The sequence below is a fragment of the Gordonia sp. HS-NH1 genome, from assembly GCF_001418765.1.
In the GTDB taxonomy this organism is placed as follows: domain Bacteria; phylum Actinomycetota; class Actinomycetes; order Mycobacteriales; family Mycobacteriaceae; genus Gordonia.
Genome location: NZ_LIYC01000041.1, coordinates 1 through 26,493 on the forward strand (window position 1 = coordinate 1; position 26,493 = coordinate 26,493).

At 69.0% G+C, this 26,493-nt stretch carries 24 protein-coding genes; 8 read left to right on the forward strand and 16 right to left on the reverse strand.

Annotated features, from left to right (window positions below):
- Window positions 1–63: 63 nt before the first annotated feature.
- Together AMD30_RS20255 and AMD30_RS20260 are read right to left on the reverse strand one after the other, a co-directional pair.
- Window positions 64–816 (reverse strand): energy-coupling factor transporter transmembrane component T family protein, encoded by a 753-nt coding sequence (locus AMD30_RS20255; protein WP_010843983.1) that lies wholly within the window; start codon window positions 814–816, stop codon window positions 64–66.
- Window positions 813–2,960 carry an ABC transporter ATP-binding protein gene (locus AMD30_RS20260; RefSeq protein ID WP_010843984.1) on the reverse strand — a complete coding sequence of 716 codons (2,148 nt, stop codon included), beginning with the start codon at window positions 2,958–2,960 and terminating at the stop codon, window positions 813–815. Before AMD30_RS20260 ends, AMD30_RS20255 begins: the two co-directional genes overlap by 4 nt.
- Window positions 2,961–3,175: 215 nt before the next feature.
- Between AMD30_RS20260 and AMD30_RS20265 the strand changes: the two genes are divergently transcribed.
- The 3 genes from AMD30_RS20265 to AMD30_RS20275 all read left to right on the forward strand — a co-directional run bounded on the left by AMD30_RS20265 (window position 3,176) and on the right by AMD30_RS20275 (window position 5,441).
- The gene (locus AMD30_RS20265; protein ID WP_014924907.1) at window positions 3,176–3,697 is read left to right on the forward strand and encodes a hypothetical protein; all 522 of its coding nucleotides are present in this window, start codon (window positions 3,176–3,178) and stop codon (window positions 3,695–3,697) included.
- Between the two features lie 149 nt (window positions 3,698–3,846).
- Entirely contained in the window at window positions 3,847–4,602 is a 756-nt protein-coding gene (locus AMD30_RS20270) for a TMEM165/GDT1 family protein (RefSeq protein WP_156354348.1), read from the forward strand.
- Between the two features lie 77 nt (window positions 4,603–4,679).
- A complete protein-coding gene (locus tag AMD30_RS20275) occupies window positions 4,680–5,441 on the forward strand; it encodes an SDR family NAD(P)-dependent oxidoreductase (RefSeq protein WP_010843987.1) in 762 nt (253 codons plus the stop codon).
- A gap of 36 nt (window positions 5,442–5,477) precedes the next feature.
- On the opposite strand, the gene AMD30_RS20280 is transcribed toward AMD30_RS20275, so the two are convergent.
- From AMD30_RS20280 to AMD30_RS20290, 3 genes are all read right to left on the reverse strand, one after another.
- Window positions 5,478–6,656: an MAB_1171c family putative transporter gene (locus AMD30_RS20280; protein WP_035717976.1), complete on the reverse strand. Its 1,179-nt coding sequence runs from the start codon at window positions 6,654–6,656 to the stop codon at window positions 5,478–5,480.
- 87 nt (window positions 6,657–6,743) lie between these two features.
- Window positions 6,744–7,256: a hypothetical protein gene (locus AMD30_RS20285; RefSeq protein ID WP_035717958.1), complete on the reverse strand. Its 513-nt coding sequence runs from the start codon at window positions 7,254–7,256 to the stop codon at window positions 6,744–6,746.
- Between the two features lie 125 nt (window positions 7,257–7,381).
- Window positions 7,382–7,957 carry a helix-turn-helix transcriptional regulator gene (locus tag AMD30_RS20290; RefSeq protein ID WP_014924902.1) on the reverse strand — a complete coding sequence of 192 codons (576 nt, stop codon included), beginning with the start codon at window positions 7,955–7,957 and terminating at the stop codon, window positions 7,382–7,384.
- 291 nt (window positions 7,958–8,248) lie between these two features.
- Between AMD30_RS20290 and AMD30_RS20295 the strand changes: the two genes are divergently transcribed.
- The gene (locus AMD30_RS20295; protein ID WP_055476887.1) at window positions 8,249–9,226 is read left to right on the forward strand and encodes a hypothetical protein; all 978 of its coding nucleotides are present in this window, start codon (window positions 8,249–8,251) and stop codon (window positions 9,224–9,226) included.
- Between the two features lie 72 nt (window positions 9,227–9,298).
- On the opposite strand, the gene AMD30_RS20300 is transcribed toward AMD30_RS20295, so the two are convergent.
- Complete coding sequence (locus tag AMD30_RS20300) at window positions 9,299–10,999, reverse strand: TM0106 family RecB-like putative nuclease (protein ID WP_035717964.1); 1,701 nt, start codon at window positions 10,997–10,999, stop codon at window positions 9,299–9,301.
- A gap of 227 nt (window positions 11,000–11,226) precedes the next feature.
- Here AMD30_RS20300 and AMD30_RS20305 point away from each other — a divergent pair, with 227 nt between their 5' ends.
- Both AMD30_RS20305 and AMD30_RS20310 read left to right on the forward strand, forming a co-directional pair.
- Window positions 11,227–11,919, forward strand: coding sequence for a DUF6474 family protein (locus AMD30_RS20305; protein WP_010843993.1), 693 nt, complete (start codon window positions 11,227–11,229; stop codon window positions 11,917–11,919).
- Between the two features lie 147 nt (window positions 11,920–12,066).
- Window positions 12,067–12,759 carry a hypothetical protein gene (locus AMD30_RS20310; RefSeq protein ID WP_010843994.1) on the forward strand — a complete coding sequence of 231 codons (693 nt, stop codon included), beginning with the start codon at window positions 12,067–12,069 and terminating at the stop codon, window positions 12,757–12,759.
- On the opposite strand, the gene AMD30_RS20315 is transcribed toward AMD30_RS20310, so the two are convergent.
- The 8 genes from AMD30_RS20315 to lysX all read right to left on the reverse strand — a co-directional run bounded on the left by AMD30_RS20315 (window position 12,739) and on the right by lysX (window position 23,258).
- Window positions 12,739–13,674, reverse strand: coding sequence for an alpha/beta fold hydrolase (locus AMD30_RS20315; RefSeq protein WP_010843995.1), 936 nt, complete (start codon window positions 13,672–13,674; stop codon window positions 12,739–12,741). The two genes, AMD30_RS20310 and AMD30_RS20315, sit on opposite strands and share 21 nt — an antisense overlap.
- A 35-nt stretch (window positions 13,675–13,709) precedes the next feature.
- Window positions 13,710–14,525, reverse strand: a complete 816-nt coding sequence (locus AMD30_RS20320; protein ID WP_010843996.1) for a cyclase family protein — start codon at window positions 14,523–14,525, stop codon at window positions 13,710–13,712.
- A 3-nt stretch (window positions 14,526–14,528) separates the two neighbouring features.
- Window positions 14,529–15,737 (reverse strand): PQQ-dependent sugar dehydrogenase, encoded by a 1,209-nt coding sequence (locus AMD30_RS20325; RefSeq protein ID WP_051129838.1) that lies wholly within the window; start codon window positions 15,735–15,737, stop codon window positions 14,529–14,531.
- Window positions 15,738–15,832: 95 nt separating this feature from the next.
- Entirely contained in the window at window positions 15,833–17,386 is a 1,554-nt protein-coding gene (locus AMD30_RS20330; protein ID WP_010843998.1) for a succinic semialdehyde dehydrogenase, read from the reverse strand.
- Window positions 17,387–17,475: 89 nt separating this feature from the next.
- The gene (gene rraA, locus AMD30_RS20335) at window positions 17,476–17,967 is read right to left on the reverse strand and encodes a ribonuclease E activity regulator RraA (protein WP_010843999.1); all 492 of its coding nucleotides are present in this window, start codon (window positions 17,965–17,967) and stop codon (window positions 17,476–17,478) included.
- 34 nt (window positions 17,968–18,001) lie between these two features.
- On the reverse strand, window positions 18,002–18,898 hold the full coding sequence (locus tag AMD30_RS20340) for an alpha/beta fold hydrolase (protein ID WP_055476888.1): 897 nt from the start codon (window positions 18,896–18,898) through the stop codon (window positions 18,002–18,004).
- Window positions 18,899–18,981: 83 nt separating this feature from the next.
- On the reverse strand, window positions 18,982–19,596 hold the full coding sequence (gene sigK, locus AMD30_RS20345) for an ECF RNA polymerase sigma factor SigK (RefSeq protein ID WP_044505619.1): 615 nt from the start codon (window positions 19,594–19,596) through the stop codon (window positions 18,982–18,984).
- A 248-nt stretch (window positions 19,597–19,844) separates the two neighbouring features.
- Window positions 19,845–23,258: a bifunctional lysylphosphatidylglycerol synthetase/lysine--tRNA ligase LysX gene (gene lysX / locus AMD30_RS20350; RefSeq protein ID WP_055476889.1), complete on the reverse strand. Its 3,414-nt coding sequence runs from the start codon at window positions 23,256–23,258 to the stop codon at window positions 19,845–19,847.
- Between the two features lie 134 nt (window positions 23,259–23,392).
- Here lysX and AMD30_RS20355 point away from each other — a divergent pair, with 134 nt between their 5' ends.
- On the forward strand, window positions 23,393–23,638 hold the full coding sequence (locus tag AMD30_RS20355; RefSeq protein ID WP_010844003.1) for an RNA-binding S4 domain-containing protein: 246 nt from the start codon (window positions 23,393–23,395) through the stop codon (window positions 23,636–23,638).
- Between the two features lie 600 nt (window positions 23,639–24,238).
- Entirely contained in the window at window positions 24,239–24,673 is a 435-nt protein-coding gene (locus tag AMD30_RS20360) for an SRPBCC family protein (protein ID WP_010844004.1), read from the forward strand.
- Window positions 24,674–24,693: 20 nt separating this feature from the next.
- Here the strand turns inward: AMD30_RS20360 and AMD30_RS20365 are convergent, their stop codons facing one another.
- Together AMD30_RS20365 and AMD30_RS20370 are read right to left on the reverse strand one after the other, a co-directional pair.
- Entirely contained in the window at window positions 24,694–25,365 is a 672-nt protein-coding gene (locus AMD30_RS20365; RefSeq protein ID WP_010844005.1) for a DedA family protein, read from the reverse strand.
- A gap of 125 nt (window positions 25,366–25,490) precedes the next feature.
- On the reverse strand, window positions 25,491–26,378 hold the full coding sequence (locus tag AMD30_RS20370; RefSeq protein ID WP_010844006.1) for a cutinase family protein: 888 nt from the start codon (window positions 26,376–26,378) through the stop codon (window positions 25,491–25,493).
- Between the last annotated feature and the right edge of the window lie 115 nt (window positions 26,379–26,493).

The window sequence follows — 26,493 nt, forward strand, 5'->3', positions numbered from 1 at the left end:
GCACCTCAGGGACCAGGGGGTGTGTGATTCTGTCGGATCAGGGAGCGGAGGGGCCGGTACCGATCACAGGATGAGCGTCACCACTATCGCCACGGCGCACGCCAGCACGATGATGCTGAGCGCCAGCACATCTGCGCGCCCGGGACCGGCGTGATGGGCGGTCAGACGGCCGGTGCCGCCGCGGGCGGTGATCGCCTCGGACATCTCGGCGCTGCGTCGGAGAGCCGAGGACATCGCCGCCGTGATCAGGTCCATGATCCCCATCTCCGCCGACGGATGATCGCTGCGTCCCCTGGTGGTGGGACGCAGCCGATGCGCGGCGCGCAACATGCGCAACTCCTCGATCAGCAGCGGAAGACCCCTGAGGCACAACGCGATCGCCACCGCCCACTCGTCGACGGGCAGCCGGAGCCACCGCAGCGGGCGCATCAGCCGCGCCAGGGCGGGCGCCACGTCTGCCATCGGGGTGGTCCAGATGACGAGGATCGAACTGGCGACGAGGACGAGGGCAAGCGTGATCGCACGCAGGAACACCAGGGCACCGGGAATGCCGGCGAACGACACATTGAACGCGACGCCGATCCCGATCAGTCCCCAGAACCACCACGGCGGACGCGGTATGGCGCCCAACGGGATTCCCGCCACGAGCGCGGTGATCACGACCATCGCGGCAACCATCCCGAGCGCCGGCCACGACGGCAGCACCCACGTCATGATCCCGAGGATCAGCACGATCACGAGCTTGGTCCCCGCCCACAGCCGGTGCACGAACGAGTTGCCCGGCACCTGCCGCAGGGGGACGGTACGCATCGTCATCGGATTCCTCCGTCCCAGCCGGTCGCCTGGTCGATCATGTGCTGCGAATCGGGTAGCAGCCGGCCGTCGACGAGCCGGACCCGTCGCGTACACACCGACTCCAGGGATTCGAAGTCGTGGGAGATGATCACGATCGTCATGCCCTCGGCCCGCAATCGGGCCAGCAGGGCGACGATCTCCTCGCGGGCCGGCGGATCGAGACCGGCCAGCGGCTCGTCGAGGACGAGGAGATCGGGGTGACGCGCGATGAGGCCCGCGAGCACGACACGTCGCATCTGCCCGCCCGACAGCGCGTCGACCTTGGTGATCGCCATCTGACGTGGCAGCCCCACGAGTTCGAGCACGCGGGCGACCTCGGCGGTGCCCACCTTCTCGCCGCCGGCCGCCATGATCTCGTCGGCGACGGTGACCTTCTGCAGCTGCAGCCGTGCGTGCTGGAAACCTAGCCCGACCGCGCCGACACGCTCGGTCATCGGCGTGCCTGCGTCGAAACCTGTTCCGGGATTGATCTTTTCGTGGGTATCCAGCAGACGGCACGTTCCGGTCCCCGGTGGGAGCAGTCCGGCCATGATCCACGCGAGGGTCGTCTTGCCCGACCCGTTGCCGCCGACGATCAGCAACCCCTCGCCGCGGTAGACGGTCAGCGAGATGTCCTGCAGCGCGACGACCTCCCACGGCGAGCCCGGCAGATGGGCGTACCCCACCTGGTCGAGAACGAGTAGCGGCCCACCGATCCGCGAGGTCGGCGCGGGCGGCAGCGACGGGCGCATCGCCTGCGCCGGCGCAGCCAGGTCGGCGTCGGGACTCGGCATCCAGTCCGGCGCGTGCGGCACCAGGCGCCCGGAGTCCAGATGGATCACCCGATCGGCCGCCGCGGCCTCGCTGCCGCGATGGGTGACCAGGACGACGGCGATCCCACGGCGCGCCGGCAGACCGGCGAGCAACGCCAGCAGTTGTCCGCGACCCTCCGGGTCGACCATCGAGGTCACCTCGTCGGCGATGAGGAGTTGCGGGTCCCGCGCGAGCGCGCCGGCGATCGCCAGCCGCTGCTGCTGGCCGCCGGACAGGTCTGTGGTCTCCCGGTCACCGAGGCCGGCGAGTCCGACCTCGGCGAGCAGCGCCTCGACATCGACGTCGACGCCGGGCGGCAGACCCCACACGACGTCGTCGGCGACGCGAGAACCCAGCATCTGGATCTCGGGACGCTGCAGGACGAGAGCGGTCCCGCCCTGCGCACCCAGACCCGGCAGGCCCGGCCGGTGGACCGTACCCGTCGTCGCGGGCCGGCCGGCGATGATCTTGGCCAGCGTCGACTTCCCGGACCCATTGGCGCCGACGACGGCGACGAACTCACCGGGATCGATCCGCAGGTCGATACCGTGCAGCACCGGGCGGGCCTCGGGCGAGTACGCGAATCCGACGTGGTCGAAGACCACGGGGAGCGGCGCGATGCCCGAATCGTGGGGCGCACCGGCGGACGCGGCCGGAGCAGACCCCGACGGGACGGCGTCGAGAGTGTCCTCACTCGGCACATCTCGCAACCGCCCGATGACGGAACCGAGAATCCACCACGCGACGACGAGCGAGATCGCGGTGCCCACGGTCCCCGACACCCAGACCCACACCCACCAGTGGTCGGCGATGCTCCGGCTCATGGTGTCGAGCCCGTCGGCGACGCCCCCGGTCGGTCCCCATCCGTGCAGCCACTTCGCGACACCGTGGATGGAGTTGGTCATGGCCTCGATCGTCAACTCGCGCAGGGGCACCAGCACGAGCAGGATCAGCACGGAGATCCCGCCGAGCAACGGCGACGCCACGAGTGTCGCGACACCCAGGACGCCGATACCCCGGCCCCGGCGCTTGATGTCTCCGACGAGCCCTCCGACCAGCGCGGAACCCAGGACGGTCGCCATCGCGCCGGTCCCCGCCATCGCGAACGCGACCGCGGTGGTGGCCACGGTGGCGGTGACGAGGGCCCGCGGCCGGGTGCGCGCCGCGATGAGTGCGAGCGGCACCGGGGCGAGCAGTCCGGCCGCCTGGGCCAGCGGGATGACCGACGCGATGACAACCGCCGCGACGGTCAGTCCGCCGAAGATCGCGACGGACGCGAACTCCATCGGACGCAGCGGGGGCGAGTTCTTCACCGGTCCAGTGTGCCTGGTGTCGTCGTCCCGACCGGCGGGGACAGCGCCCCCGAGCCGGGGCTGTCGGTCGTTCGCATGTTAAAGATCCATCACAACACGGTGATTCGAGTTGTCGGCGTCTCGCTGCGGGCGGATGGTCTTTTCACCCGGGTCGGCCATCGGTCCCCAGTCCGTGGATCATCGGCGAGGTCTCGCCCGGGCCGGAGGAGGACATGATGCAGTCGATTCCGATCGGTCTCACCCCGTTCCAGCAGGAGGGCACCCTGAACGGGATTCTCATCTCCGGCCGCTGGCCGGAGTCGACGCTCGAGTGGACGCAGACACTCGTGGCCTCGGTCCGCATCGCCTGCCGGCCGGGTTTCCTGTCGACGACGACGATCTTCGGCGTGGTCGAGCAGCGTCCCGAACAGGGTGAGGCGGACGCCGTCGGCATGATGGTCGCGATCGGCAACGTCGTCGACGACAGCTTCGTCGAGGCGGGCCGGTTCCTGAACAATCCGCCGGCTCTGGTCATGCTGCATCCGCCATCGCAGACGCGCCCGTCGCTGCCCGAGTGCTCACAGGTCGCCTCCGGGTGCGTGCTGCTGCCCGGTCTCCCCGAACTCGGGCTCGAGCACCGGGCGGGCTGGGCCGAGGCGGAAGCCGACGGGACCGTGGTGAACCTCCGCAATCAGGTGGGGATCGACCCCAACGCCGACCCCGACACCGCGGTGCTCGCGATGCTTCTCGCAGCGTAGGGCGCCGAGGCTCCCCGAAGGCGTTTCGACGGGCCGCCAGAGCGTTCGATCACGGGCACCCGAACATTTGATTTTGATGCCCCTACCTGCGGAAATACGGGCATTCGACGAGTTGCACCGGCGAGTTCGGGCTGACTAACCTGGCGTCCGTGATTGCTGCCCTGCTCCTGAGCTTCGGCGTGATCTTCGTCGCCGAACTCGGGGACAAGTCACAGCTGATGGCGATGACCTATGCCCTGCGCTACCGCTGGTGGGTCGTCCTCCTCGCGATCACCGTGGCCACCACCGCGGTGCACGCGGTCTCGGTCTTCTTCGGCCATTTCCTCGGACTGTCCATCCCCACCGCACTCCTGACGATCCTCGCCGGACTCGCCATGCTGATCTTCGGCCTGTGGACCCTGCGGGGCGACCGGCTCGACGACGAGGAGTCCAACCGGGCGACCCGCGTCGGCGCCTCGGTGTTCTTCGCGGTCATGTCGGCGTTCTTCCTCGCCGAACTCGGCGACAAGACCATGCTCGCGACCATCACACTCGCCACCGACAACGACTGGCTGGGGGTCTGGATCGGGTCCACGCTCGGCATGGTCGCCGCCGACGCCCTCGCCATCGGGGTGGGCGTCCTGCTGGGTCGCCACCTCCCCGAGCGCGTCATCGCCATCGGAGCGGCCGTACTGTTCTTCGCCTTCGCGACATGGCTGATCGCGGACGGGCTGATCGGTGCGTCGGTACCCGTGATCGCCGGCACCCTCAGCGCTGTCGTGGTCATCACCGGAGTGGGGCGTGGTGTTGATCCGCCGCGAGAACCGCCTCCGCGTCCAGGAACGCGCCCGAGCGCTCGTTCGGTAGAACCGAGGGCTGATCGAGGGTCCTTCACGACACCTGACTATCGTGAAACTGCAGCATGAGCCGGAGCGGCGTCGCCGACGACGGTGACGCGGCCGGCAGGAGAACGGGTCGGGTACCGCGAAAGGATCACTCACAAATGGACGTTTCAGGCGCTTCCGTACTGGTCACCGGCGGGGCTTCGGGCCTCGGCGCCGCCACCGCACGGCGTTTCGCCGCAGCCGGCGCCCAGGTCTTCGGTCTCGACCTGCAGGCCTCTATCGACAAGGCCGCGCCCACCGACGGTGTCACGCTGATCGCCGCCGACGTCACCGACGAGGCTCAGGTCCAGGCCGCGATCGACACCATCGCCGAATCCGGGGCGCCGTTGCGCGTCGCGGTGAACTGTGCGGGCGTCGGCTGGGCCGCACGGATTCTCGGCAAGAACGGCCCCCACGAACTCGGCCTCTTCCGCAAGGTCATCGACATCAACCTGATCGGCACCTTCAACGTCATGCGGCTGGCCGCCAACCGCATGCAGGAGGAATCCACCATCGATGGCGACGGCCAGCGCGGCGTCATCATCAACACCGCATCGGTGGCGGCGTTCGAGGGTCAGATCGGCCAGATCGCCTACGCGGCGTCGAAGGGCGGCGTGCATGCGATGACCATCTCGGCAGCACGCGACCTCGCGCGCATCGGTGTGCGCGTCTGCACCATCGCCCCCGGGACCATCAGCACCCCCATGCTGGCGGGCGTGACCCCCGAGTTCCAGAAGACCCTGGCCGAGGCCATCCCATTCCCGCAGCGTCTCGGGGAGCCCGACGAGTACGCACAGCTCGCCGAGTTCATCGTCACGCACAACTACCTCAACGGCGAGACCATCCGCATGGACGGTGCCATCCGCATGGCCCCGAGGTGACCTGGCGACCCCGTCGCGCAGGAGCCGGCCGGCCGATCACCGGTCGGCCGGTTCCTCGACATCCCGCTGCGCCACCACTGCGCGGGCCAGCCTGACCAGTGGAGCGGCGTCGGCCTCGAGTCCGTCGCCCTCTGCCGGGGCCAGGTCTCGGACGGCGCCGCCGGTGCCGTCCCGCGGATCGTGCTCGGCGACGGCAGCGCGCAACAGCCGCGCCTGCACCTCCGGTTCGGCATAGGAGAACACCGCCGGAATCCGAGGACTCAACTGGGTCAACGCGTCCCGGGTCTCGACGACGCGCCGATGCAGACGTGTGGTCGGCGCCAGTCGCCCGGCGTCGGGTAGCACCACTTCCGGGACCGCGTCGGTCACCAGTCGCCACAGGGGCAGCAGTTCGGTGTCGAGCCGTCGACGGCGCCGGTTGGCGGCGACCGTCTGTATCCGCGCGTAGACCATCGGGTAGCTGATCCCCATCAGGAACGCGACGACACCGACGACGGCGACGACCCGGTTCGTCGTCAGAAGCCACGGGGACCGAACGACATTCGTCGCGGACACGACCACGAACACGACCTGGCACACGGCGCCGATCGCAAGACACGTCAGGCCGGTCATCAAAAGACCAAGAGACACACGGAGATAGCCGTCCGCCGTGACGTAGAACTTGCGGACACTGTTGACGCACGCGATGAAACCGTAGGTCAGGTAGCCGCTGGCGATCAGCATGAAGAGCGCGAAACCCCAGTTCTGAACGGTCCATTCGTCGATCGTCGCGGTGCGGATCTCCACCGGGATGACCAGCATGGTCACCTGCAGACCGACGAGGGCCATCACGAGCGGCAACGCCTCCCACCCGGCCCGACGTTCGCGCGTGACCTGTCCGGGGAAGAAGAACACCACCACGAGCGCCGCGACCCCGATCGCGAGGAGTGCGTAGAACGCCACCCTGGACAGGCCGGCGAACCCGACCTCGTTCAGCACGTCGGCAACCGAGTCGTCGACGACGACGAACGCAAGGGTCAGCGCCGCGACGGCAACCATCATCGCCAACGGCTGCAGCCCCCACCCGGCGCGCCGGATCTGATCGAGACGCCAGCAGAACGCGAAGGCGAAGACGACCGCGGCGACCGCATTGACCGCGCCGATCCCGACGTCCACACCCGACGCCAGATCGACCGACGACGTCTGGACCTCGGATGCAGGGACGCCCCACGACACCGGATGGACCGTCGGGCCCCCGCCCGCGACAGTGATCACGCCCAACAGGGACTCACATTCTCACCGCGGTCGCAACCGGCCGGCATGTCACAACCATCCCCGGTGGCCGCCGAGCAGGCGCTGCAGGCCGCGCAGTTCGTCGTGCGCGGCGGTGCTCCCGACGCCGGTGCTGGCGTCCTCGGCCCAGCCGAGGATCAACGACGCCAGCATCTCGGCTTCCCACTCCGCGTCGTCGGAATAGCACGTGCGCCGTAGCGCGGCCGAGGACTCGTCCTGGCTCAGAGCGGCGATGCCCTGGGCCGAGGCCTCCCCCAGGACCTGGTGGCCGGCGACCAGATGTCCGAACTCGTGGATGACGATCTGGTCGCGGTGCAGCCGGGACGTCTCGGCCTGGTGGAAGAAGTAGTCCGCGTCGGAGGCAGCCAACCAGATGCCGTTGGGCACACCGGCGGGCAAGGGATGCGCGATCAGCCGGATCGGCCGGCCGCGACGCTCGCCGTATCGGTCGCACAGTTGAGTGACGTCGAGGGGCAGATCGAGATCCAGCCCCTTCAACGTGGTGCGGCACAATGCACGCAATGCGCGCTCTGATCGACGCATGGCCTCATCGAAGCACGAGCGCCGTCGGCGCCGCGACCCACCCACGGCGATCGACCTCTCGGGCCCGTCCGGGCCGACACCCCTCGGTCCGGACTGATCAGGCTCCGCGAACGCCTCGGTCGCGGTCAGTCGTCGCTGTTGTCCCCGACGACGCGCAGGCGCGAATCGGCCGACGGCTTGCTGTCACTCAGGCCGGCCGCGATGACGTCCGGCGGGTCCTTGGGCAGGCCCTGCTGCTCACGCAGCACCTTGATCAGCTCGTTGACCACCGTGACCGAGTCACTCGACAGCCCGGCCAGACGGAATGCCGCCAGTTGGACGTTCGTGTCGGCCTGCAACCGCATCAGGTCGATCTCGTCGCGGGTGCGCTGCGCCGCCCGATCCTCGAGGAAATAGTGCACGTCGACCCCGAAAGCGGCCGCGATGCCCTCGACCGTGCGGAACGACGGGGACTTGGCCTTCCCCGATCGCAACTGGCTCAGATACGACTCGCCCAGCCGGAATCCCCGTTCGGTCGATCGTGCCGCGATCGCTTTCGCGCTGTACGCCCGGCCGTTCGGCCCCGGAACAGTGCGGAACAGCTCTTCGAGCCGCCGGGCGAAGAGCCCGGGGTCGAGAGCATCCGTGTCCGTGGTCTTCGAACGATCGGTGTCAGTGCGTCCGGTGTCGCCCATAGGCTTCTCCGCCCCTCCTGAAGTCATGACACTCTTCTCCGAAATGCAAAATTTGAATTTGCAAGCATTAAAGCCCGCTGTACACGGCCATTGCAACGATCGGTACGATCAGAAAGTACCGGACCGCCGCACTCGGCGCGTATCACCTGTGAAGATGGTGTAACGATCGATAGTGTGGCGTTCTTCACATTCTTGGGGGTCATGGGTTGCAGACACGGATCCGGCGGGTGAACATCTGGCTCCGACCCGGAGCGGGCGGCGGTCTGCCCCGCAGTGTCGGCGGCGCTCTCTGTCCCCATCGACTGTACGCCTGACGCCATGACCCACCGTCTCCCTTCCGGCCCCAATGCCGGCAGCAGGCCACGCGGCCTCGCCGTCCTCTTGGTCGTCATCGCCGCGATCGCTTTCATCGCTCTGGCGCCCGGTGTCGCGTCGCCCGCGCCGTCGGACCCCGGCGCGTCCGGGTCCGACTCGGCCGGTTCCGCCGACACGGATGCCGACACCGACACGGACACCGATGCGGACACCGACGTCGACGCCACCGACGACGAGGACTCCACCGACACCGACGAACCCGGCGGCTCGGCGACCACGGATGATCCCGAGACCACCGATCCCGAAGACACCGACGAGCCCTCGTTGCCGTCGTTCCCCTCGGGATGCGAGTGCGGACCGACGCCGACGACCGGCACATCGGACCCGACGACGGAGACCACCGAGACGACCGAGACCAGCGAGACCAGCGAAACGACCGAGACCAGCGACACGACGACAACAACGACGACCGACGATCCGGACCCGACGAGCACCGAGCCCACGAGCACCGAGCCGCAGACCTCGTCCGGGAGCGACGGCGAGGGCGGCGTCACCGTCAGCCGCACCCGCGAGCCGGAGGCCGCCACGCCGACCTCCGACGACGACGCAGGCGGGTCCGATCCAGCAGGGGCACCCGCGGAATCCGGGCCCGCGAGCGGCGACGTGCCGTCGGTTGCGCCACCGAGCGGCGGCGGGTCCGCGGAGTCGTCCGGAACGCCTCCGTCCTCGGGTCCGGCGGGCGAGTCGAGGGCCGACCGCCCTTCTTCCGACGACACCGACGATTCGCAGACGGTCGCCGGTGCGCAGGAACCGCCGGCGGGTCCACCTCAGGCGTCGACCGGTACTTCGGATGGTTCGACGTTGACGTCGGTGCGGAAGTTCGTCCTCGGGGTGGCGCCGGGCGCGCTGCTCCTGCTGGGTGCCGTCGCCCTGTTCGGCAGCGGGTCGTTCCTCGACTCGTTACGGTCGATGCGTCCCTGAGTCGTTCCCTGCTGGTTCGTTCCCTGCTGGTTCGTTCCCTGCTGGTTCGTTCCCGGCCGGTTCGTTCTCGGTTCAGCCCCGGTGGTGTCCGCCGGTGTCGACGGCAGCCCGGGCCGGAGCCGGCGCAACGGGTGACCATTCGAGTAGATCCCGCTCGTGGGGCACCTGCGCGGCCGCGCCGTCGGACATCCACTCGCGCAGGACCTTGGTGGCGCGCACATCGTCTTCGTTGTACTCGAGAAGGCGCTGACGCTGGCCATCGTCGGGACGTCCACCGCCGAGCGCAACGGCCGCCCGGTACCACTCCATCGACGCCTCCCCGCTCGCGTCGTCGTCGCGCCAGGAGAATCCTGCCACCGGCGCCACCCGTTTCAGTCCTTTGCCGCGGGGACAGATGAAGTTCTCGCCGACGGCCTCGTAGATGTCCACCCATTCCGACGATCCGATGAAGGCCTGGACCTCGGCACGAGCGGGGATGCCCGGTTCACCCGCGAAGCGGTCGGCCGACCCCAGAAGCCACCGGTTCTCCGCCTGTTGGGAGTAGCAGTAGGCCGCGAACGTCTTGCCGGCGTCTCGCGCAGCATCCCGTTGCGCCATCAGCCAACCCCAGAACTCGGCGAAGGACCGTGCCTCGTCGCGGGTGGGCAGCGGATCCCAGGTGACGAACGGGCGATACTCGACGGGCACCGACTCATCGGTGGTGTCCGTGAGCAGTGTTCCCCACAGATACGCGCCGTGCTCGCCGTAGCTCTCCATGTCGACGTCGATCTCGACATCCGCGCGGTGGACCCGGGGCGAGTCGACGCGACGCACGAGCTCGGTGCCTGTGAGCCAGGCGATCGCATTGATGATCGCGTCCCCGAACCGGACTCCGCCCGGCCATCCCTCCGGCGGTGCCCCGCGCTGCGCGGCGAGCTGATCGATCGTCGTGATCCCCGCGTCGATCAGCACCGCTCCCTGGTTGCCGGTCGCCACGAGACTGACGTCGCGCTTCTCCTCCAACTCGGGTCCGCAGCGAACCCACCACGGACACGAGCGGCATTCGCTGATCCGGCGGGGCTCGGTCGGGATCTCCCCCGCCGCGACCGCGAGCCGGCGCTCGAGGATCGCCGAGTAGTCCTCGAGCATGGCTCCGGTGTCCAGGACGACGATGCAGTCGGCGTCCACGCCGATCACGCCGCCGCGCAGATCCGCCGAGTCGGTCGACGACGCCCTGCCGAGCTCGACGAGCATGGCGGTCAACTGTGCCAGCCGGAGGTTGTCCCGACGATTCGGCCGGCCGGTCCGATAGGGATCGGGACTCGGCGCCCACGTCCAGAACGGACTGGTCACCAGGGTGGCCGGACGTCCGTCCGGGTCCGGAGCCGACTTCGCCGGCTGGCTGACGCGGTGGTTGACGACGATGACCGGGACGTATCCCTCGCCGACCCGGACCAGCAGCTCGGAGTGGCCGCGCCGCCCGTGCACCTCGTCGACGGGGAGCGTCGCGTTCCAGATCCACTCGGCACCGTCGTCGCAGGCTCGAAGCGTCGCCGCGACGCGGTCCGATGCGCTCGCGTCGGGGTCGACGACCACGAACACGCCGGGCTGGTCGCTGTGCACGCCGCGAAGCAGTTCGCGGACCGCGGCGCGGTGATCGGCGGCGGCCTCCTTACGACGCTGCACACCCGGCGGGTCGGGCTCCTCGGCAGGACGTCTGCTGTGGGCGAAGTCGAGAGCCACTCGGTGCTCGCAACCAGCGAGGTCGCGCGGCGACAACACGACAGGGGCCACGCCATCCCTTTCTGGGCTCGAGCGGAGGAGACACGTGGTCGGATACAACCACATGTCATGCTTGTACTTGTTATCACGCGCACCTGACGCCGGGAGCGAAGCGAGCGGGGCCACAGAAGTGCGGCGCCGTGGGCGGGCGAGCCAGCCGGTCGACCGGCGCCGGGAGCGGAACGGGAGCGGGCCGGGGGTCGACTGCGGTCTACTCGGCAGCAGCGAAAGGGCATTCGATGGGATTGTTCTCCTCCGACGGTACGACTCGTGCGCAGCGCAAGGCAGAGGCCAAGGCTCTCAAGGCGAAAGCCAAGCTGGAGGCGAAGTTCGATGCCAAGTCGCGGCGCAAGGAGCAGAAGGCTCGTCGCAAGAACGAGCACAAGTACTTCAAGAAGGAGATGAAGGCCGAGCGCAAGACCGCCAAGCAGCTCGCCAAGTCCCAGACGAAGGTGAGCAAGGCCGAGGCGAAGAAGTTCGCCGTCGAGGCGCAAGCAGCTGCCGACGCGAAGGCGCTCAGCCCGGCCAGCGTGAAGCGCTACCTCACCGTCGCGCGGCTCGTGGCACCGATCGCCGCACCGGTCGTCTACCGGGCCGCAGTCGCCGGACGTGAGCAGCTCTCGACGCTGCAGGCCAACCGCGCGGGGGTCTCACCGGAAGTGTTGCGCCAGTTCAGCGGTCACGGCGCCAGCCTGTCCGCACGGATCGCCACCACCCGCACTGCCCTGGAGAAGGTCGTCGCGCAGGACACCAGTGCCGATGCCAAGGACTTCGTCGCGGCGATGACCAAGCGCCTCGACAACCTCGACATCGCGGTGCAGACCGCCGAGACGATGTCGGCCGGTCAGCGCCGCACCGCCCACAAGTCCATCGCCGACGAGCTCGAAGCGGTCGACGCCGACATCCTCGCCCGGCTCGGCGTCCGTTCCTGACGCGAGTCCCCTGCGGGCTCTGCAGGCACCGCCCAGGGGCCACGACCCTCGTCGGGTGAGGGTGCCGACCCACTAGGATGGGCCCGAACGGGCCGCGCGGCGGAGCAGTCGCCGAGCGCATGCCGGACACTTGCGAGGGAGCACCGTATGACCGAGCCGGATCCGAATGTCACGCCGTCCGGCGGTGACCCGAACCGCGACGAGCAGGCACTGTTCCCGATCGCCACACCTGGCGATCCGAACGCCGACGCGCCGGCCTCGGCACCCTCACCCGAGAAGCCGGTAGCGAAGAAGGCGGCCGAGAAGACGCCGGCGAAGAAAGCCACGCCGGAGACAGCGGCCGCGGAGTCGGGCGGCGACAAGCTCCCGCCGAAGAAGGCCGCGAAGAAGACATCCCCGACCAAGGCGCCGGCCAAGAAGAGCCCGGCGAAGAAGGCAGCCGGCGTCGCACCGGCGAAGAAGTCGACGGCCAAGAAGGCGCCGGCGAAGAAGGCACCACCGAAGTCGGCCCCGCCCGTGCCGGAAACGCAGGCGCCGACTCCCGAACCCGAGGCGCCGCAGGTGTCGGCCCCGGTGTCATCGTCGAGTCTGCCGGTGACCCGCTCCCCGGAGCCGGCCTCCACGGCTCCGGCCGCCACGCCGCCCGCACCGACGTCTGAGCCCGCACACCCGCCGGTCGACGTGGTCGCCGAATCCGACGCCGCCCGTGCGACTTTCGCTCAGTTGCGCTCGGGCTCCCCGACCGAACCCCCGACCACCAATCTGACGCCCGCATTCGCGGGGCTGGCGGCCGCGGTCGCCCTGATCGTCTTCGTCGTGTTACGCCGAATCCTGCGCTGACGGACCGCCGGCCGGTGACGCGGTGTCCGTACCGTGGGCCGGGGTCGAATCCGTTGCATCCGAGCCGGTTCGCGTCCGATGGTCGGTGACGCGGGCGAGGATCGCCGCCGCGACGTCGTCGGGGTGGGCCTCCGGTAACCAGTGGTCGGCGCCGGGCAGCACGATGAACTCGTAGTTCGCCTCGACCCAGCCCGAGCACAACCGGGCCGCGGCCGGGCCGATCGCGATGTCGGCGTCGCCCCACACGAACGTGGTCGGGACCCGCACCGGTCGTGGCGTGCTTCGCTTGTCCGGCAGGAACATCGCGCGGTACCACCCCAGCGCGCCGGGCAGTGCGCCGGAGTCGCCGATCTCGGTCGCGACCCGCGACGCGAACGGTTGCGGGAGTCCCATCCGCTCACCGAAATCCGGCTGCGTCCGCATCGCCGCGCCGAGGAGTTTCTCGGGCAGCACCGGGACCTGGAATGCGGCCATGTACCAGGAGCGGAAGATCTGGCCGTGGGGCATGGCGCGCAGGAACGCCCCGGGGTGGGGCACGGACAACGCGGTGAGCGTTGCGACCCGGTCGGGATGGTTCGCCGCGACCGTCCACCCGACGATCGCACCCCAGTCATGGCCGACGATGTGAGCTCGTCCGATGCCGGCGGCGTCGAGCAGGGCGACCACGTCGGCCGCGAGCTCCCCCTGGACGTAGTCACGTCTCCGTGTGGGCCGGGCGCCGGGCGAATAGCCGCGCTGGTCCGGTGCCAGCGTCCGGAACCCGTTGTGGTGCAACGTCGGCGCGACCAGCTCCCAGCACGAGGCCCGCTGGGGGAACCCGTGCAGCAGTACGATCGGTTCACCGTCGGCCGGCCCCGCATCGGTGACATCGAAGGTGAAGGGCCCGCGATCGAACCGGGTGAGGCGTGTCGTCATCGATGACCTTTCGTATCCGTTCACACGTGGACCGTTCACACCATTGCGAGTACGCGCGCCGGACCGCCGGTTCCGCCGGCGAACCTCGGGGCGCCGACGATCACGGTCGAGCCCTGCGGCGGAACCGCTTCCAGGTTCGCCATCGCCTCGACGGCGTACCGCCCGCTGCCGAGGATCGCGGTGTGGGCACCGGTGGCGCCGCGGACGTCGACGCTGAGCGTGTCGGTCCCGATGGCCACCACTCCCCGCTCGGTCACGAGCATGCCGACCGCGGCGGATGAGTAACCAGCGGCGTCCGCGCCACCGGTTCGCGGCTGCCACCCGGTGTGCAGCGCGACCAGCGCGCCGCGGGGAATCCGCCCGTGTCTCGACTCCCAGTCCTCGACATCGCGTTCGGTCAACTCGGCCCGCCGGTCTCGGCGTGCCCTGGACTCGATACTGATCACCGCGAGAGGCGCTACGAGGTCGGCCGGATCGATGCGGTCGACGGTGATCCCGCCCCCGATCTTGTGGGCGGGCGCATCGACATGGGTGCCGGTGTGCTCGGCGAACGAGACCCAGTTGGTCGCGAAGCCCGAATTCCCCGCCCGCACACGGGATGTCGGCACGGTGACCATCGGCGGGTTGCCCGGCCACACCGGGAACGTCGGTGAGAGTGTGTGGGTGAGGTCGACGATCCGCCCGGCCGATGCGTCACCCGGCGCTCCGCGAGAGGGAGCTGCCAGTCCGGCTCCCGCGGCCACCGAGGCCGAGATCCCCGTCGCCACCCCGGCAGCCACCCGCAGTGCCGTACGACGAGACATCCGGCGCGCTTCCTCGTGTACGTGCTCGACGATCGCGTCGTCGCACATGCCTCAGCCGTTCCAGCGCACACGCAGGATGCGATCCGAACCTTCGCCGTCGCTGGTCGTCAGGACGAGTGAGCCGTCGGGCGCGACGGCCACCCCGCGCAGGCGGCCGTGCGCGTCCTTCAAGGCCTCGGTCTCCGAGACCACGCGTCGCCCGTCGTCGGAGAGCTTCATGAACACCAGTCGCTTGCCCTTGAGTGCCGTGAGCACGAGACCGCCGCTGTACGCGCCCCAGCCGGTCTCGGGCAGGAAGGCGATGCCCGGCAGGGCTATCGTCGTGTCGCCCGAGCTCCACACCGGGCCGATCGCACCCGGGACCCGGACCGGATCGGTCATCGGCACCGATTCGTCGTAGATCACCGGCAGACGATCGGGTTTGTACCCGTAGTTGCCCCCGGCGACGATGCGGTTGAGCTCGTCGTCGCGGGTCGTCCCCTGCTCGATGGCGTACACGCGGCCCGTGCCGGGCTGGACGGCAACGCCCTGGACGTTGCGGTGCCCGAGGCTGTAGATCGGACTCCGCGGGTTCGGATTGCCCGGAGCCGGGGTGCCGTCGAGCCTGATGTGCAACACCTTGCCGCCCAGCGAGGTACGAGACTGCGGAATCCACGGAGTGGCGTTGTCGCCGGTTCCGATCCACAGACCGTCGGCGGTCGCCGCCAGCCCGCAACCGCCGTGGCGTCCCGACGAGTTGACCGGAATCCCGCTCAGCACCGTGCGTTCGCGGGCCATCTGGGTCCAGTCGGAGCCGACCCGCCAGGACACGACCTTGATGGTCTGCCCGGTCTGCGGGAACTCGATCGGGATGTTCGACAACGACCCTGGCGCACCCGGAGCACCGGGCACGGTCGCCTCCGCCTGGCAGGAGTACACGCGGCGGGTCTGTGCGAAACGCGGATCGATGGCGAGTCCCATCAGCCCCGACTCGCCTTCGGCGAAGATGCGCGACAGGTCGGCGCGGACGTTCACGCGTTGTCCTCCCGGGCGCACCGCGACGAACCGTCCCGACCGCTCGCCGGTCAACACGGTCCCGTCGGGAGCGACCACGACGCCCCACGGGATGCTCAGCCCGTCGGCGACGGTCGTCACCTGGAGGGCCGGTGCCGCATCGGCGGCGGGCGCGGACACCAGCGTCCCGACGAGGGCTGCCGACACTGCCGCGGTCAGCACCCCCAGACGCGTCCGGCGGGATCGGGTCACGGGGTCTCTGCGCATGCGGGGGCTCCGGGTCACGGGGCTACCGTAACCACGCTCACACCGATCGGGCAGGACAATCGGCTCACTCGGGGGGCGGGAGGCGCCGCCGGGCGCTAACGGCCGGGCAGGTACTTCAGCGCGCGGACAGCGGCCGGGGTGATGGCGCGGTAGATGTTCGTCGGGACCACCGGCATGCGGTCGATGCCGATGAAGCGCTGTTCGGCGATGGTCTGCGGCTCGGTGTACTTCAGCAGGCCCTCGTCGCCGTGGCGGCGTCCCACCCCGGAGATGCCCATGCCACCCATCGGGGCCGCCGTCGACGCCCACGCCGCCGCATAGCCCTCGTTGATGTTCACCGTCCCGGCCCGGAGTTGCTCGGCGACCTCCTGCGCCTCAGCGCTGCTACCGGCGAAGACGCTCGCGTTGAGGCCGTAGTCGGTGTCGTTGGCGAGTTTGATCGCCTCGTCGGTGGAGTCGACGGGGTAGACGGAGACGACGGGTCCGAAGGTCTCGTTCCCGAAACACACCATGTCGTCGGTGACGTCGGTGAGGACCGTCGGCTCGAAGAAGAAGGGGCCCAGGTCGGCTCGTCGTTTCCCGCCGGCCAGCACCTTCGCGCCCTTGGCGACCGCATCCTCGACGTGCGCCTCGGCGGTGTCGACCTGGGCGGCCGAGGCCAGCGAGCCCATGTCGGCGCTGAAATCGTAGGAGGCCGACAGCTTCATCGTCGACACATGGGCGGCGAACCGCTCGGCGAAGTCGTCGGCGATCTTCTTGTCGACGTAGATCCGTTCGATCGAGATGCACAGCTGCCCGGAGTTGGAGAACGACGCGCGCGCCGCACCCCGGACGGCGTTGGCGATGTCCGCACTCGCGGTGACGACCATCGGGTTCTTGCCGCCGAGCTCCGCCGAGAAACCGATGAGCCGACGCCCCGCCTGCTCGGCGAGGGTCGCCCCGGTCTCCGAGGAGCCGGTGAACATCACATAGTCGGTGGTGGCCATGATCGCCTGTCCGACAACCCCGCCCGGGCCGGGCACCACGGCGTACAGCTCGCGCGGCAGGCCCGCCTCGTACAGCAACTCGGCCAGGGCCAGTGCGCAGTACGGGGTCTGGCTGTCCGGCTTGATGACCACGCCGTTGCCGGCGATGAGCGCCGCCACCGCATCGGACACGGCCAGTGTCAGCGGGTAGTTCCACGGGCTGATGATGCCGACCACGCCCTTGGGCAGGTAGCGCACACGGACGCTGGTCGCACCCGGCAGCATGCCCTTGACCTTGCGGTCGGCGAGCAGCTTGGGTCCGTTCGTCGCGTAGTGCCGCGCGGTGATCGCGACGTCGATGACCTCTTCTTGCGCGTAGATGCGCGCCTTGCCGGTCTCGGCCTGCGCGATGTCCATCAGCGACGCCGCGTTGCGGTGGACCAGCTCGGAGAACCGATCGATGATCGCGGCGCGGTCGGCCGGCGTGCGGGCCGCCCACCCCTGCTGTGCCTGGCGGGCACGGGCGACCGCCACCTCGAGATCCTCGGCGGTGGCGACGGGAATGGTCGCCATCTCCGTCCCGCTGAACGCCTCGAGGACGGGGCGCGTGGGACGACTCGCGGCGTCGTCGATGGCGACGAGCGCACCCAGGCGGGCGAAATAGTCTGCGGTGGGCTTCGGCATGGCGGTGCTCCCTAGCGCTGTCGGGTGTCCGGTGTTCTCTTCGATGGCGATCGCCGTTTCCGGCGATCGGGGTTCTGCCCGGTGTCGGCCTACTGTGGTTCCGGCGCGACGAGCACGATGCCGTCGTCGTCGGAGTAGACGATGTCGCCGGGGGTGAACGTCTCACCGCCGATGCTCAGCGGGACGTCGCGCTCACCGGCGCCGGTCTTGGTCGATTTGCGCGGGTTGGTGCCCAGGGCCTTGACCCCGATCTCCATCCCACCGATGGTCTTGGCGTCGCGGATGGCGCCGTTGACGATGATCCCCACCCAGCCGTTGGACCGGCCGAGTTCGGCGATCAGGTCGCCCACCAGCGCGGTGTGTACCGACGCGTCGCCGTCGACGACGAGCACCCCGCCGGGGTTGGACTCACCGAGAACCGACTTCAGCAGGGCGTTGTCCTGGAAGCATCTGACCGTCGACACCCGTCCGACGAATTCCCGGTTGCCGCCGTACTGCGTGAACTGGGTGTCGCAGCTACGGACATCGGCACCGATCTCGTCGACGAGGTCGGCCGTCGGGGTGAAGGTCAGCTCGCTCATGCCGAACAGTTTAGGTGTAACCGCAAGTAGCTGGTTACTCGCGGGTAGGGATCGATCGGACCCCACGGATGATCTCGGCGACGTCATCCGGGCGCTCGGAGACCAGGAAATGCCTCGCCCGCGGGAGAACGGCGATCTCGCGCGCGCCGAGCACCTCGGCGTATCGCCGTTGCTTCCATTCCCACAACTCGCGCCACCCCGGAAGCCTCGACGACGCCACGACGACGATCACCGGGGCGTCGGGCATCGGCGCGGACCGTCGCAGACTCCGCAGTGTCTGGTTCATCGACCCGAAGGCGGCGTTCTCGACGAGGAGCGCGAGCAGATACGGCGGCTGCCCGAACACGTGGGTGCTCCACCGGCGCTGCTGCTCCCCGCGGCCCTCCGGGGGCGCCGGCACCACGCGGCTCCACACCTGGAAACTCGGCCAGCGGCGGATACCGACGCGACTCGTCACCGCACGCGCCGCACCAACCACCCGATGGGCGTTGCCGACCCGGAACGAGAGCGGGACGAGCCGCCACGGGAGCAGCACGAACGACCCGTCGAGCACGACCACACCCGCCGTCCGTTCGGGATATCGCCGCGCGAACGCCTCCACGTACAGCGACGCCAGCGAATGACCCACGACCACAACCGGTTCGTCGACGCCACGCGCATCGAGGACGGCGGCCATCCGTTCCACCTCGCCCAGCAGCGAGGGATGGTGGCCCCGGCCGATGGGATCGGACAGCCCGTAGCCCGGGCGATCGTAGCGAAGGACCCGCCACGACGAGGACAGCCGCGCGACCAGCGGATCGAGGTCGAACCAGTTGCTCCCGAGCGCCGCCATCAGGAGCAGAGGCGGCCCCGAACCCTCGTCGAGCACGTGGAGACGATGCTCCCCCACCGTCACGACCGTGCCGGGTGTGTCCGGGCCCTCGTCGGGCATCCTCTCGCGCACTCGTCCAGTGTGCCCGGAGGGACCCGGCAGCGTCGGCGGACGATGCGACCGGACGCCACCGACGAGCCTGGTCAGCGATCGTCGTGCGAGTCCAGGCAGATCCGCAGCCGGCGCAACCCGTCCCGGATCCGGGACTTCGTGGTGGGGAGCGGTGTGTCGGTGCGCGCCGCCACCTCGGGATAGGTGAGCCCGCCGAAGTACGACATCTCGAGGCTCCCGCGCTGCAGGTCGGTGAGGTGTCCGAGGCAGGTGCGCACCGCGCTCACCTCCGCCGCCCGGACGACTTCTTCGAGCGGAATATTCTGCGCACCTTCGGGTTCCGCGTTCCGAGCGCCGTACTCCGACATCCGCTCGGTCTGCATGTTCTCGGAGCGGACCCGGTCGACGGCGCGGCGGTGCGCGATCGTCATCATCCAGGTGATGACCGACCCGCGAGCGGGTTCGTAGTCGGCGGCCCGCTGCCAGTACTGCAGGTAGGCCTCCTGGACCACCTCTTCGGCGTAGTGCCGGTCACGGACCACCCGGACGGCGAGCCCGTAGATGCGGGAACTGGTCAGATCATAGAGACGCGTGAACGATGCGCGGTCTCCTCCGGCGACGGACACCAGAAGATCGCGCAAGAGCTGCGATTCACCCCCGCCCCCGTGGTCCGCTCTCGCGGTTGCGTCGCTCTCCCTCGGCGCCACGGGTTCAGGTGCTGCGCAGCTCTTCGACGACCATTCCGGGCACCTCTCGTCAGACGTAGGGGGTTGATTACTAGGTCGTTCGACCCGATCCCACCGTTACAGATCGTGACCACGTGTAGCTCAAGCGGATGACAGGCGGTCCCCCGGACGGGTTATGTCCGACAAGTGCACACGGCGTGACTGTACAGTGCGTATGCACACGATGTCTTGCCGATGTACGGCAGCGAGACAGCCGGGTTTTCCTCCGGTCAGGCGTCCTGTGGTTTCGCGAGCGGGAACGCCAGCGACTCACGGATCGACTGTCCGGTGATGAGCATGACGACCCGGTCGACGCCGACGCCGAGACCGCCCGTCGGCGGCATCGCGTACTCGAGCGCCTGTAGGAAGTCCTCGTCGAGTTCCATGGCCTCGGGGTCGCCGTCGGCCGCCAGGATCGACTGCTCGGTGAGGCGCTTGCGCTGCTCCACCGGATCGGTGAGCTCGGTGTAGGCAGTGCCCAGTTCGACGCCCCAGGCCACGAGATCCCACCGCTCGGCGACGCCCGGCTTGCTCCGGTGCGCGCGTGTGAGGGGCGATGTCGACGTCGGGAAGTCGATGTAGAAGGTCGGGAACGTCGTGCGGTCCTCGCCGAGGTGCTCGTAGAGTTCCAGCACGATCTGCCCGGCGTCCCAGTCCGGCCGGTGGTTGATCTCGAGGCGATCGCACACGGCGCGCAAGACCTCGACGGGGGTCTCGGGGGTGATCTCCTCCCCCGCCCCTTCGGACACCACCTGGTGGACGGTCTTGACCGGCCACTCCCCCGAGATGTCCACGCGCTCTTCGTTTCCGTCGGCGTCGGTCCGCACGATGACCGGTTCCCCGTAGGCGGCGGTCGCCGCGTGCTGGATCATCTCGCGGGTGAGGTCGAGCATCTTGAGGTAATCACTGTGCGCCTCATAGGCTTCGAGGCTGGTGAACTCCGGGTTGTGACTGAAGTCCACGCCCTCGTTGCGGAAGTTGCGGCCGATCTCGAAGACCTTCTCCACACCGCCGACGCAGAGTCGTTTGAGGTAGAGCTCCGGCGCGATGCGCAGGTACAGGTCGAGGTTGTAGGCGTTGATGTGCGTCTGGAACGGGGTTGCGTTGGCGCCGCCGTGGATCTGTTGGAGGATCGGTGTCTCGACCTCCAGATACCCACGCGCGGAGAGGAAGTCGCGCAACGACTTCACGACGAGGCTGCGCGTCGCGAGTGATGCCCGGGTCTGCTCGTTGATGGCCAGGTCGACGTAGCGCTGGCGGACACGCGCTTCCGGATCGGTGAGGCCGGCCCACTTGTCGGGCAGCGGGCGCAGGCACTTGCCGTTGATCCGCCAGGCGTCGATCAGGATCGACAGCTCGCCCTTGCGGCTGGTGCCCACGACGCCGCGCGCCTGGATCAGGTCACCGAGGTCGACGTCGGTGCCGAAGTCGGGAGTTCCCGGGATCACGCGGGAATCCTCGACGAGGACCTGGACCTCGCCGGACCAGTCGTGCACGTCGGCGAACACCACCTTGCCGAAGTCGCGAAGCCGCGTGACGCGGCCGGCGACGGTGACGACGGTCCCTTCGGGTTCGGCCTTGGCCTGCGCGATCGTGTGCGTGGGCCGGTCGGCCGGCGGGTACGGATCGAAGCCCCGTTCGACGAGCCGGTCCATCTTCTCGAGCCGGACGCGGACCTGCTCCGGACGGTGGACGACCGCACCCTCCGGGGTGGCCGCCTCGGCGTCGAGTTCGGCGATGAGGGCGGGGGCGTCGACACCGGGCGGGATCGACGGCTGGCCTTGCGTGTAGTGCTTGGCCCGGCCGAAGCGCGGCAGCGTGATGAAGCCCTCGGTCACGATCGCGGCCAGGCCCACCCGGGGCAGGATTCGGCTGTCCTCGAAGCACAGGTAGCGCGACTGCCAGTCCGGCAGATACTTCGCATTCGACTTGTACAGCGACTCCATCTGGAAGAACCGCGAGCCGAACATCAGCACCGAGTAACCCATCCTCATCACGGGTCCGGCACCGATCTGGGGCCCCTGCTCGAAGAACGCCCGGAATGCGGCGAAGTTCAGGGATACCTCGGTGATGCCCAACTGTTCGGAGTCGCGGCACAATTCGGCGACCATCGTCTCCACGACGCCGTTCGGCCCGTGCCGGTCGCGACGCATCAGGTCGAGCGAGACCCCACGGCGCCCCCACGGCACGAAGGACAGCATCCCGACGACCCTCTCGTCGGGAGCGCCTTCGTCCATCACCGCCTCGACCAGCAGGCAGTCGCCGTCCGCGGGATCGCCGATGCGCGAGAGCGCCATAGCGAAGCCGCGTTCCTCGTCGGTGTCGCGCCAGTCATCGGCCCGCGCGACGATCTGCGCCATCTCGGTGTCACCGATCTCGGAGTGCCGCCTGATGCGGACATCGACCCCGGCACGCCGGGTGCGTGTCACGGCCTGGCGCACCGCCTTCATCGCGGGCCCGCTGAGGCTGAACTCACGCGTGTGGAGGATGGCCTCGTCACCGATGTTGAGGGAGACGAAACCGGCGGCGTCGAATGCCGCCGCGCCACGTGGGCTCGACCCCATCGACGCCGGATGCCATCCGTATTTCTCGCAGAGCGTGAGGAATTCGGCGATGGCGTCGGGCCACGACTCGGGGTCGCCGATCGGGTCACCGCCTGCCAGTCCGACGCCGACCTCCACCCGGTAGGTGATGGCCGCGCGGCCGTCGGGCGAGAACACGACGGCCTTGTCGCGACGGGTCGAGAAGTAGGCGAGCGAATCGTCGTCGTTGAACCGCGCGATCAGAGCGCGGATGAGTGCCTCGTCCTCGGCGGTGATGAGCCAGCGCAGCCGCTGCGAACGGAACAACACGATAGCCGCGGCGATCAAGGCCAGCGCCCCGAACAATCCCAGCAACCCGTTGACGAAGAGATGCGTGTGCCGGCCGTCGAACGACGCGTCTTGGTCGATGGCGCCGAAGGCGACCACCCGGTTGAACGCATAGGGCAACCGGTCGCCACGGGTGAGCGTGTGCGGGAACGCCCATACGAGCGCCCAGCCCAGCAGCGTCGCGATGACCAGGCCGGCGACGAGGGTGCCGAACGCCGCGGGGATCGCTCCCCTGCGGACCCGCGTGTAGAACTGCCGGTACGTGGACAGCAGGAACATCAGCGCGAGAGCGTCGATGAACAGGCCGAGGTAGATGTTGGTGCGGTCCCACGCCGTGACGCCGAGGTCGTCCTCGAGCGACGGCACCAGATAGAGAACGTTGGCCGTCATGAACAGCACGAGGTAGACCACACTGATCCACCAGGCGATCCGCTTGCGTGCGGAGAGCGCGACGGCGATGAGCGCCAGCACGAACGCCCAGGCGAAGCTGGTGTCGGGCAGGGTGATGATGTAGTCGTCGACGTAGCGTCGCGGGTCGTGGATCAGATGCCGGATCGCCGGAAAGAGACTGGACAGCAACGCGATGGCGGCGAGGACACCGACAACGGTGCCGGCGATGTGCGGAGCGCGGGTACCGAACCCGGTCGGTCGCCTGATCTTGTCGAGGAGCGCCAGGGATCGACGATCGGCGGCGGTGGGTGCGCGCGACGTGCCGATGTGACGCTCATCGGGGTTCTCGGGGTCGACCGGCGCGAGGGGGGTGTCGGTGGCCATGCGTAAACGGTAGTCGGGAACATGAGTATGTCCGGGCAGTCCACGCGGATCGGCCATGTCCGGCTCAGATCGTCTCCACGGACCGTTCTCCGGTGCGCGCCCGGCCGAGGTGGCCCCGCCCGCCCGGTACCGGCATGATCGAAGCCGTGTACGACGTGACGATCCGGGACGAGTCCATCCGCCTCGGCCAATTCCTCAAACTCGCCAACCTGATCGAGTCCGGCGCGGAGGCCAAAGAGGTGATCGCCGACGGTCTGGTCAGCGTCAACGACGAGGTGGAGACCAGGCGGGGCCGGCAGCTGGCGATCGGCGACGTGGTGTCCGTCGGCGGGATGAGCGTACGAGTGGTCTCCGGGACCGACGACCTACCCGCTCCTTGATCCGATAGGGCGCGAACCACTGGCACACCCGCTCCGTGAGGAGCGAGCCTCCTGCTCCCTGAGCCTCGAAGGGCGCTACGTGCGGACGCCGAATCGTCGGAGTTCGGCAGGGGTGATCAGACGTTCCGCTTCAGCGGGGAACATCGTCGTGGAACCGCGACGGCCCCCGAGTCGCCCGCCGGTCAGCGAGTTCAGCAGGGAACCCCGGCGGGGTGGGTGAAATGGGTCAGCCAACTTCATGACCAATCACTTCCTGATACTTCACATTCGTTACAACGGACTCGAACTTTGTTCTACTGTAGCGGCTGTTCCGGATCGTGTCGCCGGACTATTGCGTGGCCTACGCCACGTCCCCCGCGACTGCCGACACGTGTGAATCCCGCACCTCCGGAACCCGAAGTGGCGAGTGCCGCACACGACGGCTAGATCGATCATTCCACGCGAAGCGTTACGTCGCGGTCAGCGACGCGCCCCTCACCTGCATGTATGACTCGGCACGCGTCTCGGCGAGCGCCCGGGGCAATCCGTCGGGTGCGGCTCGACGAATCCCTGTCAGCCCGCGGCGCGTGGGCGGGCACGGTATTGAGTGGAGGAGATCGCATGGTCGAGGTGTCACGGACCTTCCCGGTGAGACAGCCCATCGAGACAGTGGTCGCGTACATGCGCGACTTCGCCAACGCCGTCGAGTGGGATCCGGGAACGCAGAAGTGCGAGCAGATCGGCACCGACCCCATAGCGCTGGGCACCCGCTGGCACAACGAGACGAAGCTGTACGGGATTTCGACGACGCTGACCTACGAACTCACCCGCGACGACCCGGACCACGTCGTGTTCACCGGTCGCAACAAGACCGCGACCAGCGTCGACGACCTGTCGTTCGCGCCGGACGGACCCACGCGCACCTCGTTCACGTACCGGTCCCACATCACCTTCAACGGCCGTGCCCGGCTCGCCGACCCGCTCGCGCAGCTCGCCTTCAACCGGCTCGCGGGTTCGGTGGAGGATCAGATCACCAGGGTGCTCAACAGACTCTGAACGACCGAAGCCGGCCGCGCCTATCCGGCGGTGCTCGCTCGCCGGCGACGCACCCGCTTCACGACGAACCAGGCGACCATGAGGACGAGAAGCGCGATCACGATGTTGGACAGCGCCCCGCTCCAGCGTTCGAGCGCCGGGGCGATCGCCGGACCGAAACCGAAGCCGATCCCGATCCACAGGGCGTTCCACACCCCCGAACCCAGCGCGGTGTAGGCGGTGAAGCGCCAGAACGGCATCTTCTCGATGCCCGCGGGGATCGAGACGAACGATCGCACGAGCGGCACGCACCGGCCGAGGAGAACCGCCATGCCGCCCCAACGGACGAAATACTCCTCCGCCTTGTCGAAGTCGTCGTAGTCGAGCAACGGCAGCCGGCCGACGAGCCGCCGGGTGCGGTCGCGACCCAGGGCGGCACCGATCCAGTACCACAGCCAGGCGCCGACGAGCGACCCGACGGTCGCGGCCACCCAGGCGAGCCAGACGTTCATGCGGCCCTCGTAGGCGAGGAACCCGGCGCCGGGAAGGACCGCTTCGGACGGGATGGGCGGCAGGAAGGTCTCGAGGAGGATCGCGACCCCCACACCCAACTCGCCGAGTGTGTCCATCAGGTCGAGGATCCAGCCGATGAAGCCGCTGTGACCCTGAGACGGGTCGGTCTGGGCGAGTACGGCGGCGAGCTGCGTTGGCAAAGAATCAGTCCGTTTGTCCGAGGGGCGGTCGGCTGGTCCCCGGCAACGGTGACCGCCTCGGCAGCCACTCTAGTCGGAAGTCCGATTCATCCGGTTTCCGCGCAGGTCGACCGACCGGCATCGGCTCAGGCGAGTCCGGCGAGGAACCTGTTGGCCCACTGCACCGCGGTCACCCCGGGACGAACCTCGAAGTCCCGGTAGGTGCCGTGGGACCCGGACTGCAGGAACCGGTTGAACGATCTGATCTGTTCGCGGGCCCGGTCGTCGCCGAGTTCCTGCACGATCTCCCCGGGTCCGCCGAGGGTGAGCAGTTCGGCGAGGATCGCGCCCGCCTCCGCCTGATACTGGACGATCTGGCTCGGCGTCGGATCACTGGTCTCGGCGAGGTAGCCGACGATCCGCGTCACGTAGTAGTCGCGAGGCACGTTGCAGTAGACATCCCCGGGTTCACAGATCGTGAACGCTCTCGGCAGGACCCAGCCCATGCCGTCGACGCGAGGGCCGCCGCTTCCCTCCCCGCGCAGCGGCGGACCGACGAGATTGTCGCGCTCGGACCGTCGCGGATCGGCGATCAGGACGACGCCCGCCACCTGACCCGGCCTGATGGCGGCACGTCCGGTGCCGATCTCGGAGGCCAGGTCCCCGGCGGCGTCGGCGCCCTGGCTGTAGCCGACCAGTGCGATCCGGGTACCCGGGCATCGACGCAGCATCTGCAGGGCCAGTCCCGTGGTGTTGGCCACGGCCTGCCCCTTCGACTTGCCGTAGATCGCCTTCTCCCAGGGGAACGCGGTGGCGTCGTATCCGACGTACTGCACGCGGGTCTCCGGTCCGAGCCCTGCGGTGACCTCACCGAGCAGGCCCGGGCTGGCGCCGTTGGACCACGTTCCGGGCACGGCGAGCACGTAGATCTCGGGGCATCCTCGCGGCGCGGCGTCGGCTTTCGGGACGGCGAGGCCTCCTCCGGCCAGGACGGCACACAACAGCGCGCACATGGTCGCGACGATCCGACGCATGGTCCGTTCCCTTCGTACTGGCCGGTGAGGGCCGACAGCGATGAGGCGAGTGTAGGGCGGGAGATACCTACCCAGCACGGTCACCGTTCACACGCAGAACTCCCGCCCACCCCGA

Bases quoted from the DNA above. Each gene is read 5' to 3' on its own strand.
- AMD30_RS20255 (WP_010843983.1), bottom strand. From the start codon at position 816: ATGACGATGCGTACCGTCCCCCTGCGGCAGGTGCCGGGCAACTCGTTC.
- AMD30_RS20265 (WP_014924907.1), top strand. From the start codon at position 3,176: ATGCAGTCGATTCCGATCGGTCTCACCCCGTTCCAGCAGGAGGGCACC.
- AMD30_RS20275 (WP_010843987.1), top strand. From the start codon at position 4,680: ATGGACGTTTCAGGCGCTTCCGTACTGGTCACCGGCGGGGCTTCGGGC.
- AMD30_RS20285 (WP_035717958.1), bottom strand. From the start codon at position 7,256: ATGCGTCGATCAGAGCGCGCATTGCGTGCATTGTGCCGCACCACGTTG.
- AMD30_RS20290 (WP_014924902.1), bottom strand. From the start codon at position 7,957: ATGACTTCAGGAGGGGCGGAGAAGCCTATGGGCGACACCGGACGCACT.
- AMD30_RS20295 (WP_055476887.1), top strand. From the start codon at position 8,249: ATGACCCACCGTCTCCCTTCCGGCCCCAATGCCGGCAGCAGGCCACGC.
- AMD30_RS20305 (WP_010843993.1), top strand. From the start codon at position 11,227: ATGGGATTGTTCTCCTCCGACGGTACGACTCGTGCGCAGCGCAAGGCA.
- AMD30_RS20310 (WP_010843994.1), top strand. From the start codon at position 12,067: ATGACCGAGCCGGATCCGAATGTCACGCCGTCCGGCGGTGACCCGAAC.
- AMD30_RS20315 (WP_010843995.1), bottom strand. From the start codon at position 13,674: ATGACGACACGCCTCACCCGGTTCGATCGCGGGCCCTTCACCTTCGAT.
- AMD30_RS20320 (WP_010843996.1), bottom strand. From the start codon at position 14,525: ATGTGCGACGACGCGATCGTCGAGCACGTACACGAGGAAGCGCGCCGG.
- AMD30_RS20325 (WP_051129838.1), bottom strand. From the start codon at position 15,737: ATGCGCAGAGACCCCGTGACCCGATCCCGCCGGACGCGTCTGGGGGTG.
- AMD30_RS20330 (WP_010843998.1), bottom strand. From the start codon at position 17,386: ATGCCGAAGCCCACCGCAGACTATTTCGCCCGCCTGGGTGCGCTCGTC.
- rraA (WP_010843999.1), bottom strand. From the start codon at position 17,967: ATGAGCGAGCTGACCTTCACCCCGACGGCCGACCTCGTCGACGAGATC.
- AMD30_RS20340 (WP_055476888.1), bottom strand. From the start codon at position 18,898: ATGCCCGACGAGGGCCCGGACACACCCGGCACGGTCGTGACGGTGGGG.
- lysX (WP_055476889.1), bottom strand. From the start codon at position 23,258: ATGGCCACCGACACCCCCCTCGCGCCGGTCGACCCCGAGAACCCCGAT.
- AMD30_RS20355 (WP_010844003.1), top strand. From the start codon at position 23,393: ATGATCGAAGCCGTGTACGACGTGACGATCCGGGACGAGTCCATCCGC.
- AMD30_RS20360 (WP_010844004.1), top strand. From the start codon at position 24,239: ATGGTCGAGGTGTCACGGACCTTCCCGGTGAGACAGCCCATCGAGACA.
- AMD30_RS20370 (WP_010844006.1), bottom strand. From the start codon at position 26,378: ATGCGTCGGATCGTCGCGACCATGTGCGCGCTGTTGTGTGCCGTCCTG.